A 17030-nucleotide genomic window follows, 5' to 3' on the forward strand; every position below is an offset into this window, starting at 1 on the left:
GTTATCGGAATAAAGTTACGTTTCCTTTTAGTTGGAATTTCTCTTTTGTGTCACAAACCGCCTCAAAAAGATAAATATACACGTCCGGCGGCAAAGCTTTTCCCTTCAGCGTACCGTCCCAACCCTGGCTGATATCTTCTACATTGAAATTCTCTCTTTTGAATACTTCCTGCCCGAAACGGTTAAAGATCCGCAGGGATCTGATCACCTGCACACCCTTTCCGCGTGGATAAAATACATCGTTCGCACCATCTCCGTTGGGTGTAAAACCGGTGGGGAAGAACACAATGCCCTGATCACATACCAGCTTGATGTTCACCACATCTGTTTTTTTACAGCCATTATTGTTTGTTACTTCCAGCGCGTAGTCCATAGACTGGCGGATGGCAGATACCGTTTGCGGACATGTTGAACAATCAAGATACGTGCTAGGTTTCCATTCCCACTTGATCACATCATTGCTGTAAGTGGAAGTAAGGTTCACCAGGCTGCCAACTGTTACTACCTGGTCCGGCCCCACATTTACGGCAGGTACCGGTTTCACGGTCACGGTCACCTGTGCGCTGGCAGAAGGGCAGGCCACATCGTTACCGGCCACTACGGTATAAGTAGTATTGGCTGTTGGCGTAACAATAGGCATGGCAGTAGCCGGCCCGCTGATGGCATCCGTATTAGGCGTCCAGCTGTAAGTGGCAGCTCCTTCGGCACGCAGTTGTGCACTCATGCCCAGGCAGATGGCTGTATCCGCGCTTACCTGTAAACGAACAACAGGCACTACTTTCAACTGTACCGTATCACTGGCCGAACAACCGTAGACATTAGTGGCAATGGCTATATAAGAAGTGTCTTTTAATGGAGAAACAACAGGATTAATGCAATTGGTACAACTTAACTGGTAAGCAGGTTGCCAGGCCACCGGATCGTTGCTGATCGCCTGCAGTGTTACGCTGTTGCCTTCACATATTTTAGCCTGTGGTGTTGTGGCATGCACAAATGGAGTAGGGCGCACAGGGATTTGAACTGTAACAGAATCCACACAGTTACGTGCATCTGTTACGATCAGCTTCACCGGGAAAGGGCCACTGGCATTATATTTTGTTGGTGCAGGAACCTGTATGACGGATGTTGTTCCATTCCCCAGATCCCATTTCCAGTTTGTCAGAGGGATGTTGGGAGAAGGAACAGAAGATTCGGAAAACCTTACCGGTTGGCCTTCGCAGGCTGTTGCTGCCAGTGTAAAACCCGCAATAGGCGCTATTACATTTAAATGATCTCTTTTCACAATCGTATCTGCACAATAGGCAGGATCGTTATACCGGATGATCAGTGTGTCTGTAAAAAGCCCTTTCACCAGCATTGTTTTTTTGATGTCTACATCCGTGGTGGTTAAGCTGGTACCATCCCCGAACCTCCAGTTGTAGCTGTCTACCAGGGTATGCGGCACATGCACCACGCCATAATCTACTTCGCTGCTGCGGCAAATGGTACCTACACCGGTATGAAAATCTGCTGTGAAAACCTGTATTGTTTTGAAGATGGTGCTCATGCAATTCTGTGCTGCATTCCTTACTGTCAGCCGCACATTGTAAGTGCCGGGTTGGGTATAGGCATGGACAGGATGCATGCTGTTGTCAAATGGAGAGTTATCAGCAAAATCCCACTCATAAGTATCGGTAGCTGAACCGGCAGAAGTATTTGTAAAGTTATAAGCGTTCTTGTTATCACATCGGCGGGTAAAGCTGAAATCAGCTACAGGACCAGTATTGGTGAGCGTGATAGGTGTTGCAGCGGTGAAACATCCATTGGAACCTGCACTCATTTGTATGGTAACGGGGCCGCTTGTACGAAATACACGATTGATGTCGTTCTCGGGGCCCTCGTAAGTTGTACCATCTCCAAAGTCCCAGCGGTAGCGGCTGGCGTTGGTGGCAGTTGCCAGGAGGCGGGCACTGGTACCTGCACAATTGTCCGGCCGCGTAGCCGTAAAACTTACGTTGGAAGGTGCAGCACCTGTTTTTACCAGTTGTGGAAAGTTGTGGGTTGCTGTACAACCCTGCTGTGTGGTAACGGCAAGACTTACATTGAAATTACCCGCCGAGTTATAGGTATGTGTAATACCTGGCGTTGTACCATTGCTACTTTGGCTATCTCCGAAAACCCAGGCATAGGAGGCTACAGGGTCGTTATTGATAGTGGTAACACTGGCGGAAAGATTCGCAGTAAAAGGTACGCAGCCCTGCAATCCTGCTCCGGAAACATTGATCACAGGTGCAGCCAGCCTGATAAAGTCCTGCTTCTTAAGTGTTTTTGTACAGCCTGTTGTATTGCTGACGGTGAGTGTGATATCAAATGTATCTATACGGGTGAATTGATGCTGAACAGTAGGGGAGTTGGTGGTAACTATTGGTGTGCCATCCCCGAAGTCCCATATCCGTTGAACTCCTCCGGGTGTCAGGTCTGTAAAAGTGGCGGTGTAAGGGCCACAGGCGATGGGCGTATTTACTGAAAAGTCTGGTACCGGCGGAGCATACACTACAAAGTTTTGCGTGGCGCTGCTGGTACTGTTTGAATAATAAGCAGTAAGGATAACCGTTACAGGCCCTGCATTCGGAAAGGTGATCACCGGGTTGAGGTCATTGGAAGTGTTGCCATTACCAAAGTTCCATATACAGGAAAGAGGTGTACCGGTGCTGGTATTCCGAAAGGTAAAAACAGCAGGGGCACACTGGCTAGCGGGGGAAGCGGTATAAGTAAAGCCAGCCTGCTGCGCTTTTATGAATGCCGGAGCAACCAGCATGCAAAGCAGCAACAGCAAGGGCCGGCTACGTATAGCATGCGGGTTTTTCATATGAGGTGCAGGGACGGTTCTCATCATTTACAAAGGATATGGGATACTTATGAATTATACAAATATATAATATTATTGTCAAATTACCGCAAAAGGGTGATGTTCCCTTTGACTAGCAATGGTTCATTAGAATCACAGGTCATTTCCACGTAATAGATATAAACATCCGGGTTAAGCAATACGCCGCCGAACTTGCCATCCCATCCGCAGCCCGGATCGTCTGTATTGCAGTTACTTCTTTCAAATACCATTTGTCCCCAGCGGTTGAATATTTTAAATGATTTGATACCGCTTATGCCTCTCCCCCTTACATAGAAGATGTCGTTCTGCCCATCTCCGTTGGGGCTGAAAGAGTTAGGAATAAAAGCGGTGCTGGCCGGGCAGACCAGTTTGATCGGCAACAGTGCGATGGTGGCGCAGCCATATTGGTTAGTGGCAGTAATGTTGTAGGTCACATCTCCTTTGGGCGTGGCTATAGGGGATGGGCAGTCTGTGCAGGTGATCCATTTGTCAGGATACCACTGCCATTGAACGATATCAGGGGAACCCTGTACACCCAAGGTCACTTCGGCACCTGCCGGCACTACTCTTCCCGGACCGGGATTAACCACCGGGGAAGGATTTACAGTTACCAGCACATTCACTGTATCTGTAAAGCAGGCATCATTACCATAACCGATCACCTGGTATTGTGTAGTGGTAGCCGGTCTTGCAAACGGATTGGCAATATCAGCCCTGCTCAGGCCGGTGGCCGGTATCCAGCGATAACGCATGGCGCCGCTTGCAGAAAGCTGTGTTTGCTTACCACTGCAGATCACCGCATTATTAGATCTTACATCGAAAGGATGTGATACGGTTATGCGCATAGAATCGTTAGCTATGCAGCCGAAGTTGTTTATCACGCGTACACGGTAAGTAGTATCCATTACAGGATTCACATTTGGGTTGGCGTTGCCTGCATCTGAAATATTGTAATTGGTCCAGGAGTATGTTCCGGGGCTTGCATTGGATTGTAGTTGAAGCGACTGCCCTTCGCAGAGTACAGCTTGTTTCGGCATCACATTCACAGTCGGTAATGGATTCACCGAAACGGGTACTATAGCTGAATCCGGGCATTTATTGTTCTCGTTGCGGATCAACAGTTTTACCTGGTGGTTGCCGGGTGTTCTGAACACCATCCGCGGATTGGCGCCGGTAGCGTTGGTGGGCACATTGTCCAGCTGCCATACCCATCTGGTACCTGGCAGTCCCTTGCCCTCTGATCCCATGAAAACAATAGAATCGCCGGCACAGATAGGATTCACGGGGCTTAAAAGTGCTTCCGGAAGTGGTTCTACTTTTACAGGCATTGTGAGTTCAGCTGTACATCCATAGAAACTGGTCACCACCAGTTTAGCCTGGTAGGTACCTACGCCGCTGTAAAAATAGGTTGGGTTGAGCGCTGTGCTTACATCATCTGTTCTGTTGGTAATACCAAAATCCCAGAGATAGGTTTGCGGCTGCTGAAGCCTCAGATAAGAAAGGCTGGTACTGCTATTGGTGAAGAATACATCACCTGCATCACATGCCAGTGCATCGTCTACCGCAAAAGATGCATTCGCCTTATCTACGATGATCGTTTCCTCGGGGCCTTGTGCAGGCACTCTGCAACCTTGCGCATCTTCCAGGATCACCCTTGGATGATAGATACCCTCTTTATCGTAAGTGTATTTGTAAGAGTTAGTGGTAGTGATCTGAACATTCCCGTTATCAAAGTCCCATATGTACTTCACAGCATTCGTAGAGGTAGCAGAGATCGTCATTTCATGTGGCACGCAACCGGTTTTCGGTGTCATGTCGCGGGTACCGGTAGGACCCTTGATAGTGATCTGCCGCGAGGTAGAATTGATGCACTCACCGGCGGAATAAACATCCAGGCGGATGGTGTAGGTGCCGGGCAGGTTAAATACGTGTGAAGGGTTTTGCAGGCTGGAGCGGCTGCCATCTCCAAAATCCCATACGGAACGCACGTATTGGCTGCTTTCATTTGTGAACTGTACGAGTACCGGAGGGCATGCCTGCAAATCGGATGGCATGCTGAACTTTGCAACCGGATCAGGAATAATAACAAATTTGCCTTTCGTTACTGTTTCCGTACAGCCGATGGTGTTAGTAACAGTCAATGTTACATCATACTCACCGGGTGTTGAATAGGCTTTTACCGGATGCTGCAGGTTACTTGTAGCGCCATCTCCGAATTCCCATGCATACGTAAGCCCGCTGCCTGTTGAAGTATTGCTGAATTGAATAGGCTGGTCCCTGCAGGCAATGGTGGAAGGTGTACGGAAGTTTGAAGTAACGCCTGTTACTGGAACCGGTTTGGTGATGGACGTCACACATCCTGCATTGTCTTCTACCTGTAACCGCACATTATATGTACCGGTTTGCGCAAAGGCATGTTTGTAATCTACCGGTTTGGTTTGCAATACCTGGGGTGTAGTACCGTCTCCAAAATTCCATGTCCAGGAGCGGATGTTATAACCATGAGAAGCAACAGAGGCATCTGTGAATAATTGTTCATCTCCCTTACAATTCCGGCCGGTAAAATTGAAATCAGCTGTAGCGCCGTTCACTTTTACAGGGATGATGTTGGATGCGCTGACACAGCCGTTCCTGTCTAACACCGTCAGTACAACATTGTAATCACCGGGTGTGTTATATGTTTTGGAAATGGAAGTACCCGGAACCGGAGCATATGTACCATCTCCCCAATTCCATGCATAGGAAGCAATGTTGGCAGGGTTGGTATTACTTCTTGTAAAAGTAACTGAACCGCCTGCGCATATTTCTGTATTAAGCGCAGAGATAATGGGCTTTTCATCAATCACTTCTATCGTTACCGCATGTACAGATTCGCAATTGCCGTCATTCACCGTAAGGCGGATGGTATATACTCCCGGTGCTGCATACACGTGCGTAGGTGAAGGAGTGGTCACCAGCGGGGTATTATCTCCAAAATCCCATGACCAGAAACGGGGTGTTCCCGCTATAGGGCCAAAGTCTGAAAGGTCTGTGAAGTTCACCGTATACCTGTCGTTACAATTCCTGTTGATCATGAAATTGGCAATAGGAGGCAGGATAGTGATAAAGTCTATTTTAGTAAGGGTACGGCGGCAACCATAATTGCTCACGGTAAGTGTTACATCGTGCCTGCCGATATTGCGGAAAATATGTGAAGGGTTTTCCGCTGTTTCCGTACTGCCTCCATCGTCCGGGAAATACCAAAGCCATTCTGTGCCGCGGGGAACAGATTGATTCACAAAGTTAACCGGGAATCGCTGGCAGGGATTCTTCGGATCTCCGTCAAATTGCACAACAGGTATTCTGCCGGCGCGTACAGTAGTGTCTATAGTATATTGGCAGCCCCCCGTTATATTCACCACCAGCCGTACGTTAAATATACCTTCTGTGGTATAAGTATGAGAAGGTTGTACAGCAGTAGAAGTGGTGCCGTCTCCAAAATCCCAGCTATAACCGGTGATCATGCCGGCACTCAGTAAGGTGGCACTGAATGTAGTGCTGAGCGGCAAACAGCCTTCAGGATTTGAGATATACATCTGTACATCCGGTTCTTCCACGCGGATGTAATCAGGCAGTGTTACACTGGCCTCACAACCCTGGTCAGACCTCACCCGCAATGCAACATCATAACTGCCAAATCGTGTATAGCTATGGGTTGGGTTCAATCCTGTACCTGTAGTACCATCTCCGAAATTCCAGAACCATTCTGTGGCGCCGGTGGATGTAGAAGTGAATTGTGTGTTGAAAGGAATAGCGCAACCCTGTGGAGGTGTTGCCGTAAAGCTGGCCACCGGAGAGGGATGCACTGTAATGGTTTTGGTAATGGTTTCCATACAACCCGGCAGGCCGGATTCCAGCGTGAAAACATAATCACCTGGCGCCGAAAAGTAATAGGAAGCATCCGTGCCATATGTTTGTCTTCCATCCGGTAAGGTCCAGGTAGAAAGCGTTGGGCGTGGCATGGTGGTATTGATCAGGGGTACATTAACACCTGTACAAACCGGGCCCTGCGTGGTAAAATCAGCCCTTGTTTTTTCAATGGTGATGAACGCAGGTTTAGTGATCACTGCTTCGCAACCTTGTGCATTCCTTGCCCTTAAGGTTACAGTAAAACGCCCTTCCTGCTGGTATTCCACGGTAGGGTTGGCAGCTGTTGAAGTAGTGCCGTTCCCAAAGTCCCAGGCATAGGTTAAACCTGCCGGGCCGGTACTGGTGAAATTAACAGTCAGGGGTGTGGTGCAGCTGCTGAAGGCATCAGAGGTGAAATCCACGTTTGGCGTTTCCCCAACATTGATCAGCCGGGCTTTTTCAAGACCGGCTGAACAACCGAAACTATTGGTAGCGATGATGTTAATGGAAAAGTTCCCGCCCACGTTATAGGTATGGGTAGGGTTGGGGTCAGAAGTGATCACACCATCCCCAAAGTCCCAGGTCACATTTTGCAGGGTACCGGAACCGGGGGTACTCTGGTCTGTAAACTGGATAGGTAAGGGCGTACATCCGACTACGTTGGACACTGAGAACTGGGGTACCGGTCTCGCATATACTTCAATGTTCTCGCTATATGTTTTTGGGCCACCTGGATAAGTAACCGTTAAGGTTACTTTGTAAGTACCGGGGTTGAGATAGGTGATACCGGCATCCCTTGTGGTAGCGGTAGAACCTTGTCCAAAGTCCCACAGGTAGGCGGTGGCACCGTTGTCAGACATGTTGGTAAAGGAAAGGGCGTGTGGAGCGCAATCGTTTTGTTTGCCATTAATAGTAAACCTTACTGTCTGTGCACTGGAATGCAGGGAAGCCGCAGTACATGCAAGCAGTAGGATGGCGCAATACGTTCTAAAACAGCACAACTGTTTTTGGTAGTTCATGGATATCGGATATAGTCGCAGGTGCATGGGGCAATGTGCCCAATTCGTAATCTGATCTAAAATTAATATTTAAAAAACAATTATCTGTCTATATTAACATTATGTTTTCATACTGTTAACTGAATTATCACTTATTTGCTGCCTGGCGGAGGTATGCTACTCAATCATTCTCAGGCCTTTCTACCATTTGAATCAAGCAATTAGTACAAACAGTTAACAGGTATGCCTGCATTAGACAAGTCTTATTGGAACGCCCGTTACGAGCGTGGCGAAACGGAGTGGGATATGGGAGCAGTTTCCCCCCCTCTCAGAGAGTACATCGATCAGCTTCCCAACAAAAATCTTCGTGTATTAATTCCCGGCGGTGGCAACAGCTACGAAGCCAGGTATCTATGGGACAATGGGTTTAAGGATATAACGGTATTGGATATATCCTCCGTATTGATCGACAGGCTAAAAAGAGAACATCAGCAAACAGGGATCAAATTTGTTGTAGGAGATTTTTTTGAGCACGAATCCGAGTACGACCTCATTATTGAACAAACCTTCTTATGCGCGCTGGACCCTGCATTGCGGATGGCGTATGCCCGTCATATGTATGACCTTCTTTGGGAAAAGGGTGCCCTTGTAGGCCTGCTTTTCAACAGGGAATTTGATGAGCCAGGTCCTCCTTTCGGAGGTGGTATCAAAGTATACCGCAGAATGTTCGAGCCGTATTTCAATTTCAAGATCTTCGCACCCTGTTACAATTCTCATCCGGCCCGCCAGGGTAAAGAGGTGTTCATTAATTTCCGGAAACTGGACCAGCTTTCAAAGAAGCGATAGTATCTTTACGGTATGAAAAAGATGCTTTTAACAGCCTGTTTATTAATGGCTGTATTGGCTGGTTTTGCGCAGGATGCAGTACCGGCAGATGCTTTTGAAAAAGGGATGCAGCAACCGGAGATCCAGTTGCTGGATGTACGTACCGCGAAAGAATTTAATACAGGCCATCTGCAGGATGCCCTGCAGGCTGATTTTACAAAGAAGAGCGAGTTTTTCGACCGCATCAAATACCTTGATAAATCCAAACCAGTATATATCTACTGCCTGAGTGGCGGCCGCAGTACTGCTGCTGCCAAATGGATGCGTGAGAACGGATATTCGAAAGTGGTAGAGATGGAAGGAGGTGTAATAGCCTGGAAACAAGCAGGTAAAGCATTGGCAGGTGGTACCACCGGCCCGCAGTTCAGCATACCTGATTTTGAGAAAGCGGTGAGCAATGGAAAATGGGTGCTGGTAGATGTTGGTGCCGCATGGTGCCCGCCATGCCGGAAGATGGAACCTGTTGTGAAACAGATCGTTAAAGAAAAACAATTGAAATTGGTGAATGTGGACGCCGGCAAGGATACGGATGTGATGAACAGCATTCAAGCTAAAGCACCGCCTACCTTTGTGTTGTATAAAGATGGAAAAGAAGTATGGCGGAAGGAAGGTGTGGTAACACTGGAAGAATTCAGATCAGCGATCAGATAAACAACAAAGGACTGTTTCAAAACAGTCCTTTGTTGTTTAAACCTTCGTTCATCGTTCGTTCATCCTTCGTTGAACCTCAGTACTGGCTAAGGTTTGCACAAGGATGAACGAAGGATTGTACAATATTGAGATAAGATTTTTACAGGTTCAGCAAAATTATAGTTGATAGATCTCCCCAAATTTCTTCTTCGCATAATCCAGGAAATATTTGAACTCCAGCTTTTCCCCTGTCACCTTTTCACATAGTTCATTGGAAGTATAGAACCTGCCGTACTGATGGATGTTCTCCCTTAACCATTGCAGCAATGGACCGTATTTACCATCTGCAATAGCATTTTCCAGCCCTGGTACCTGTTTCTGTGCAGAAGCATATAACTGCGCGGCATAGAAACTTCCTAATGAATAGGTAGGGAAATAACCAAAGCTGCCGTGAGACCAGTGAATATCCTGCAAAACACCTCTCAGGTCGTCCGGCACTTCCTGCTGCAGGTAGTCGCGGTAGTACTGGTTCCATATTTCGCGCAGGTCTTTTGTCTGCAATGTTCCACCGATCAATCCTTTTTCAATTTCATACCGGATCATTACATGGAAATGATAGGTGAGTTCATCTGCCTCTGTGCGGATCAGGGAAGGCTGCACAAGGTTAATGGCCCTGTAGAAATCCTGGATAGGTACTGCCAGCAAACTGCTGCGGAAAGTGGCCTGCAGGTTGCCGTAATGATATTGCCAGAAGGTAAGGCTGCGGCCTAAGTTGTTTTCCCATAAGCGTGACTGGGATTCGTGAATACCCAGGCTGGCAGCTTCTCCGCTGGGGAGCCCATATTCTTCTGTGGGAAGCCCCTGCTCATAAAGCGCATGCCCGCCTTCATGGATGCAGCTCCAGGTCATGTTGCCAAGGTCCTGCTCATCTATGCGGGTGGTCACCCTTACATCCTGGGGGCTGAAGCTGGTGGTGAAAGGATGTTCTGAAATATCCTGCCGGCCTGCTTTGAAATCATATCCCATGTCTTTCAAAAGGTTCAGGCCAAATTGCCATTGCTGATCTTTAGGGTAATGCCGGTGCAGGAATTGTTTATCAGGCACCTCCTGTAAGGCTATTTTTTGCAGGATGGGCAACAGGGATTCATTTACCCCGCTGAATATTTTATCCAGCATTTGCACATCTGCTCCTTTTTCATATTCATTCAGCAGCGCATCATAAGGATGGCCTTTATAGCCAAGGATCTCTGCCTCCCGCTTTTTCAGTTCCACCATGTTGGCCAGCAGCGGCTCAAACACATCAAAATTATTTTCCTTCCTGGCGCGGATCCATGCATGATAGGCTGCATTGGTAGCGGTGGACAGCTCGGCAACAAAAGCTGCCGGGTACCTGCGGTTTTTCTCATAATCTTCCAGGGAGAGGGCCACATTCTTTTGCTGAACAGCATTGAGGTCGCTGCGGGAACTGAGTTCTTTCAGGATATCGCCCAGTGCATCCTCAGAGAAGAGCTCGTGGGCTATGGAACTGAGGGTGGTCAACTGCTGGCCACGGAAAGACGCGCCTTTTTCAGGCAGATAGGTTTCCTGGTCCCAGCCCAAGACAGACATGGCATTCCTTACGTCTGCCACTTTTTGCATTTTTGCCTTATATTCTTCGTAAAGCCCGGATGAAGTTTTTTGCACTGTCATTAAAACAATTTTATTTTACAAATCTAACGAACAAGCTGAACCAGCAATAAAAGATATGACCATCCGCGATATAATACAAGTAATTGAAGCATTTGCTCCCTTATCTTACCAGGAATCGTATGATAATGCCGGGCTTATCTTCGGAAGCGGGGATACGGAGGTGAAGGGCGTATTACTCACCCTGGATGCCACAGAAGCTGTGCTGGACGAAGCTTTGGAAAAAGGCTGTAATCTTGTGATAGCCCATCACCCCATCGTTTTTGGCGGCCTGAAAAAGATCAATGGCAAAAACTATGTGGAAAGGGTGGCTATTAAAGCTATCAAAAATGATATTGCCGTTTATGCCGCCCATACCAACCTGGATAATGTGCGGGCAGGGGTGAGCGCCATGATGGCCGGCCGGCTGAACCTGAAAAATACCAGGGTGCTGGCTCCCAAAAGGGAACTGCTCCGGAAACTATTCACTTTTGCCCCGGCAGCAGATGCGGAGATAGTACGGCAGGCACTTTTTGAAGCAGGAGCGGGGCATATTGGCAAATACAGCGAATGCAGCTTTTACCACGATGGTACAGGCACCTTTAAAGGATCACCGGATACAGATCCCTATGTGGGGAAACCCGGGGAACGCCACCTGGAGGGAGAAATAAAGATAGAGGTGATCTTTCCCGCCCACCTGGAAGGCCAGGTGATCCGGGCCATGCTGCAACACCACCCTTATGAGGAAGTGGCCTACGATATCGTAAAGCTGGAAAATGAATGGGCAGAAGTAGGTTCCGGACTGATCGGCTCCCTGCCGGAAGCGATGGAGGAAATGGACTTCCTCCGGCTGGTAAAGGAGCAATTTAAGACCGGCTGCGTGCGGTATACCCCTCTCAGAGGCAAAAAGGTTCAGAAAGTGGCCGTTTGCGGAGGAGCCGGAAGCTTTCTCCTGAAGAAAGCAATTGCCGCCGGGGCAGATGCCTATGTGTCTGCCGATTTTAAATACCATGAATTTTTTGATGCTGAAAATCAATTGATTATAGCAGATGTGGGACATTTTGAGAGTGAACAGTTCGCAGTGGAGTTATTTTATCATATATTGACCGAAAATTTCCGTAATTTTGCGCCTCTTAAATCTACCATTAGTACAAACCCGGTAAATTATTTATAATACATGGCTACTGTTAAAGAATACAACGTTGAGGAAAAATTGGTTTCTGTACTGAAATTACAGAAGATCGACTCCAAGTTGGACGAAATCCAGATCCTGAAAGGAGAGTTGCCGATGGAAGTGCGGGACCTGGAAGATGAGATTGAAGGTTTGAACCTCCGCCAGGGGCATATTGAGGATGAGATTAAAAGCATCACTGATTTTATTGCCAGCAAAAAAGCGGCGATCAAAGAAGCTGAGGCCCTCGCCAAAAAATACGAGAAGCAGCAGGATAACGTAAAAAACAGCCGTGAGTTTGAAGCCATCACCAAAGAAGTGGAGATGCAGAACCTCGAGATCAAACTGGCTGAAAAGCATATCAAAGATGCTAACGAAGAAGTAAAAGACAAAACACGCGCCCTGGATGTTGCCAAAAAAGCGGTGGCAGACAAGGAGTCTAACCTGAAACATAAGAAAGGCGAGCTGGAAAAGATCATCAGTGAAACTGACAAGGAAGAGAAAGGATTGCAGAAACTCACCGAAGACGCACGCGAAAAAGTAGACCCGCGTTTACTGCAGGCGTATGAAAAGATCCGTAAGAACTATCGCAACGGCCTGGCTGTTGTAACAGTGATACGTGATTCCTGCGGTGGTTGCTTCAATGCTATCCCTCCGCAAAGGCAGGCTGAGATCCGCCAGCGTAAAAAGATCGTAGTGTGCGAACATTGCGGCCGCATCCTGGTAGACAACGACCTCGATGCTACTGTACAGGCATAATATTGAAAGGACATCGAAAGATGTCCTTTTTTATTTAAAAGAACTCCGCGCATATCCATTACGCGGAGTTCCTTATTTTTGCCCCTATGCGTTTTATTTTCATCATTGCACTTTGTTGTGGCATTTCTCTTTCAGTACATGCGCGGCAAAAAAAATACGAGTTCAATTCCCGCTGCCAGCAGGCTTATGATGCCATCATGCAATTACGGCTGAACACCGGCAAGGCATTGCTGGAAGAAGAGAAACGTGCAAACCCTGATAACCTCATTCCATACTTCCTGGATAACTACGCAGATTTTTTTATCCTGTTCTTTAATGAAGACCCGGTTATCTATGCCCGCCAGAAAAAGCAACGGGCTGTAAGGCTGGACCTGATGGCGGAAGGCCCGGAGGATTCTCCTTATTACCTGTATACACAGGCGGCCATCAAATTCCAGTGGGCCATGGTGAAAGTGAAGTTCGGAGAAAGGTGGGACGCGGTATGGGAGGTGCGTAAAGCATATGTAACGCTGAAAGATAACCAGCGAAAATTCCCGCAGTTCCTGCCCAATAATTTGTTGCTGGGTTCCATGCAAACCGTATTCGGCACTATTCCGGACGGGTACAAATGGATCACCAATACTCTGGGCATGCGCGGCAGTATCAAAGAAGGTATGCGCCTGCTACAGGGTTTTATAGACAGCAACGACCCTGTTGCCGTAATTTTTCGTGAAGAATCCTATTACTACTATTGCTATCTCAAACTATTCATCGAAAATAAACCGGACCAGTTGTGGCAGTTCATCCAGGCTAAACAGCTGGATACGCATAACAACTACCTGTTCGCGCTAATGGTCGCCAACCTGTCCCTCAACAACCAAAAGGCGGCTCAAGGTATCAAAGTGCTGGAAGAACGTAAACAAAGTCCTGAGTACGCTGAAATATTCTACAAGGATTATGTGCTGGGGCTTATGAAACTGGAACGCCAGGATGATGATGCCATTGAGCATCTTGAATATTTCGTGAATAACTTCAAAGGTAAGTTCTACGTAAAAGAAGCGCTGCAGCGTTTGAGTTGGGCCTGGTATATGAAAGGGGATATGGCGAAGGCAAACAGGTATCGCAGCCTGATATTCCAGAGAGGTAATACCGAAACTGAAGCAGATAAACAGGCGCAGAAAGAAGCGAAGAAAGGTACCTGGCCCAATCCTGTATTACTGAAAGCCAGGCTGCTCAGCGATGGCGGTTTCTACCAGAATGCCCTTACCCTGATGCTGACCAAACGTTCCAACGACTTCAATACTATAGAAGAAAAACTGGAGTATGCGTACCGCCTTGGCCGTATCTATGATGAAATGGGGCAGGATACCAATGCCATCCGCCTCTATGAAGCCACCATCAAAGCAGGCAGCAACCGCCCGGAATATTTTGCCGCACGTTCAGCCCTGCAAATGGGATATATCTATGAAAAACGGGGAGATAAGCCAAAAGCAAGGCAAAGTTTTCAGACCTGCCTGGATATGGAAGGGCATGACTACAAAAATTCCCTCGACCAGAAAGCAAAAGCCGGGATGTTAAGGCTGGATGGGAAATAGACGTGCATAAGTCGAATTGATAATTCATAATTATATTGGGATATTGCATTTGGAAATTTAGTTATGTTATACCGACTGGTTATTCAGAATTACGCGATCATAGACAATCTGGAGGTTGATTTCTCCGGCAACCTCAATGTGATCACCGGTGAAACGGGAGCAGGTAAATCTATCCTGCTTGGTGCTTTAAGCCTTATCCTGGGAGAACGTGCAGACCCTTCCGTGCTGTTTGATAAAACAAGGAAATGTGTGATTGAGGGAATGTTCAAAGTGAAAACCCCGGAGGTACAGGCATTTTTTGAAGCGCATGAACTGGACGCAGAAGACCAGGTGATCCTGCGCCGGGAGATCAGCTCTGCCGGTAAATCGCGCGCATTCATCAACGATACGCCGGTGAACCTTTCCCAGTTGTCTCAATTGACGTTGCTGCTGGTAGACCTGCATCAGCAGTTTGATACACTGGAACTGGAGAAATCAGACTTTCAACGGGAGGTAATTGATGCATTGGCCGGCCACCAGGATCAATTGCAGGAATATATCCGCAAGTTCCAGCAATACGCCCGCCTGCAGAAGGAACTGAAAGAATGTATCCAGCAGCGCGACAGTGCCAATAAAGAATCCGACTACAATAAATTCCTGCTCGATGAATTACTCGAAGCAGACCTGCAGGATGGTGAAATGGAATCACTGGAAGCAGAGCAACAGATGCTCAGCCATTCAGAAGAGATCAAAGCCACACTCACCCGTGTTCATTTTCAGTTAAAGGAGGATGAACAACCCGTGCTCCAGCAATTACGCCAGTTACAGGCTTCTTTGCAAACACTGTCTGAATTTCATAAGGATGTACCGGGGCTTTCAGCCCGTATGCAATCCACCTATGTGGAACTGCAGGACATTGCTGCTGAAGTGGACAGGTTAAATGACCAGGTGCAGTATGACGGGGAGCGCATGGAACAGCTGAATGACCGGATTGCAGTGATCTACAGGCTCCAGAAAAAACATAACGCGCAAAACACGGCAGAGCTGTTGCAGATCAAAGCTCAGCTGGAACAGGGACTGGAAAATGTGCTGAACCTGGATGGCCGTATCCTGGAACTGGAAAAACAGATCGCCGGACTTAAAGAGGAACTGGAAAAAGCAGCAGCGGAGATCACTAAAAAAAGGATAGCGCAGGTAGCGCCTTTTGAACAAAAGGTGAATGCTTTGCTGGCGCAGGTAGGCATGCCCAATGCAAGGATCAAAGTATCTATTCAGCAGGGTGCATTGCAGCAGTATGGGCAGGATACGATTGAATTCCTGTTTGATGCCAACAAGAGTAACAACTTTGGCCCGATAAGAAAAGTGGCATCCGGCGGGGAACTGAGCCGCTTAATGCTTTGTATAAAATCACTGGTAGCACGTTCTGTGGCTTTACCCACCCTGATCTTTGATGAGATAGATACCGGTATTTCCGGAGAGGCGGCACGCCAGGTAGGTATTATCATGAAAGAGCTGGCCCGTGGCCACCAGGTGATCTGTATTACCCACCAGCCGCAACTGGCAGGCAAAGCAGACGCACATTATTTTGTTTACAAACACATGGAAGGTGAAAAAGTGCAGACACATGTACGCCTTTTGTCGCAGGATGAAAGGATCACTGCCATTGCTAAAATGCTGAGTGGGGAAAAGCCTACTCCTGCTGCTTTAGAGAATGCCAGGGAGATGGTTATGCAATAACATTTCAATTTTCGACTTTAACTGCTAAATTTGCCCAAATTTTAATCAATGGCTCATAACTTATTACAAGGGAAGAAAGGTATCATCTTTGGCGCATTGGATGCAAATTCCATTGCGTGGAAAACAGCAGAGCGTTGCGTACAGGAAGGAGCGCAGATTGTGTTGACCAATGCTCCTATTGCATTGCGTATGGGTGAGATCAACAAACTCGCTGAAAGCTGTAATGCCCCGGTAATACCTGCCGATGCCACCAGCATGGATGACCTTAATAACCTGTTTACCAAATCAATGGAGCATTTCGGTGGAAAGATCGATTTTATCCTCCATTCTATTGGTATGAGTGTGAACGTTCGTAAAGGAAAGCCCTATACTGACCTGGATTACGACTTTTACCATAAAGGACTGGATATCTCAGCTATGTCCCTCCACCGCGTATTGCAAACAGCCTATAAGCTGGATGCGCTGAATGAATGGGGTTCTGTTGTGGCGCTGACCTACATTGCCGCACAAAGGGTATTCCCTGATTACAGCGATATGGCGGATGCCAAATCCATGCTGGAATCTATTGCCCGCAGCTTTGGCTACCACTATGGTGTGAAGAATAAAGTGCGGATCAATACCATTTCCCAGTCTCCGACCAGAACCACAGCCGGTAGCGGTGTGAAAGGTTTTGACGGATTTATCAGCTATGCAGAGAAAATGAGCCCCCTGGGTAACGCTTCTGCAGATCAGTGTGCGGATTACACCGTATCCCTGTTCTCAGACTATACCAAAATGGTGACCATGCAGAACCTTTTCCATGATGGCGGGTTCTCTTTCACCGGTATCTCCCAGGCTGTGGTGGATCAGATGGAAAAATAAAGAAGAATTGTTCG

General features: G+C 47.6%; 10 protein-coding genes. 7 read left to right on the forward strand and 3 right to left on the reverse strand.

The features are described 5' to 3' along the window. Position 1: 1 nt before the first annotated feature. Positions 2–2875: a PKD domain-containing protein gene (locus tag AAHN97_RS00855; protein WP_343305696.1), complete on the reverse strand. Its 2874-nt coding sequence runs from the start codon at positions 2873–2875 to the stop codon at positions 2–4. 56 nt (positions 2876–2931) lie between these two features. Next, the gene (locus tag AAHN97_RS00860; protein ID WP_343305697.1) at positions 2932–7776 is read right to left on the reverse strand and encodes a PKD domain-containing protein; all 4845 of its coding nucleotides are present in this window, start codon (positions 7774–7776) and stop codon (positions 2932–2934) included. A gap of 222 nt (positions 7777–7998) precedes the next feature. Here AAHN97_RS00860 and AAHN97_RS00865 point away from each other — a divergent pair, with 222 nt between their 5' ends. Further along, positions 7999–8601 (forward strand): methyltransferase domain-containing protein, encoded by a 603-nt coding sequence (locus AAHN97_RS00865; protein WP_343305698.1) that lies wholly within the window; start codon positions 7999–8001, stop codon positions 8599–8601. 12 nt (positions 8602–8613) lie between these two features. Then, positions 8614–9291 (forward strand): rhodanese-like domain-containing protein, encoded by a 678-nt coding sequence (locus AAHN97_RS00870; protein WP_343305699.1) that lies wholly within the window; start codon positions 8614–8616, stop codon positions 9289–9291. 156 nt (positions 9292–9447) lie between these two features. Here AAHN97_RS00870 and AAHN97_RS00875 read toward each other — a convergent pair whose 3' ends face one another. Beyond that, entirely contained in the window at positions 9448–10959 is a 1512-nt protein-coding gene (locus tag AAHN97_RS00875) for a carboxypeptidase M32 (RefSeq protein WP_343305700.1), read from the reverse strand. Between the two features lie 55 nt (positions 10960–11014). Here AAHN97_RS00875 and AAHN97_RS00880 point away from each other — a divergent pair, with 55 nt between their 5' ends. From AAHN97_RS00880 to AAHN97_RS00900, 5 genes are all read left to right on the forward strand, one after another. Next, entirely contained in the window at positions 11015–12109 is a 1095-nt protein-coding gene (locus tag AAHN97_RS00880) for a Nif3-like dinuclear metal center hexameric protein (protein WP_343305701.1), read from the forward strand. A 3-nt stretch (positions 12110–12112) separates the two neighbouring features. After that, complete coding sequence (locus AAHN97_RS00885) at positions 12113–12865, forward strand: zinc ribbon domain-containing protein (protein WP_343305702.1); 753 nt, start codon at positions 12113–12115, stop codon at positions 12863–12865. A gap of 86 nt (positions 12866–12951) precedes the next feature. Then, a complete protein-coding gene (locus tag AAHN97_RS00890; protein WP_343305703.1) occupies positions 12952–14439 on the forward strand; it encodes a tetratricopeptide repeat protein in 1488 nt (495 codons plus the stop codon). Between the two features lie 63 nt (positions 14440–14502). Next, on the forward strand, positions 14503–16155 hold the full coding sequence (gene recN, locus AAHN97_RS00895) for a DNA repair protein RecN (protein ID WP_343305704.1): 1653 nt from the start codon (positions 14503–14505) through the stop codon (positions 16153–16155). 48 nt (positions 16156–16203) lie between these two features. Then, positions 16204–17016 carry an enoyl-ACP reductase FabI gene (locus AAHN97_RS00900; protein ID WP_343305705.1) on the forward strand — a complete coding sequence of 271 codons (813 nt, stop codon included), beginning with the start codon at positions 16204–16206 and terminating at the stop codon, positions 17014–17016. The last annotated feature ends 14 nt before the right edge of the window (positions 17017–17030 follow it).

The organism is Chitinophaga niabensis, assembly GCF_039545795.1.
In the GTDB taxonomy this organism is placed as follows: Bacteria; Bacteroidota; Bacteroidia; order Chitinophagales; family Chitinophagaceae; genus Chitinophaga; species Chitinophaga niabensis_B.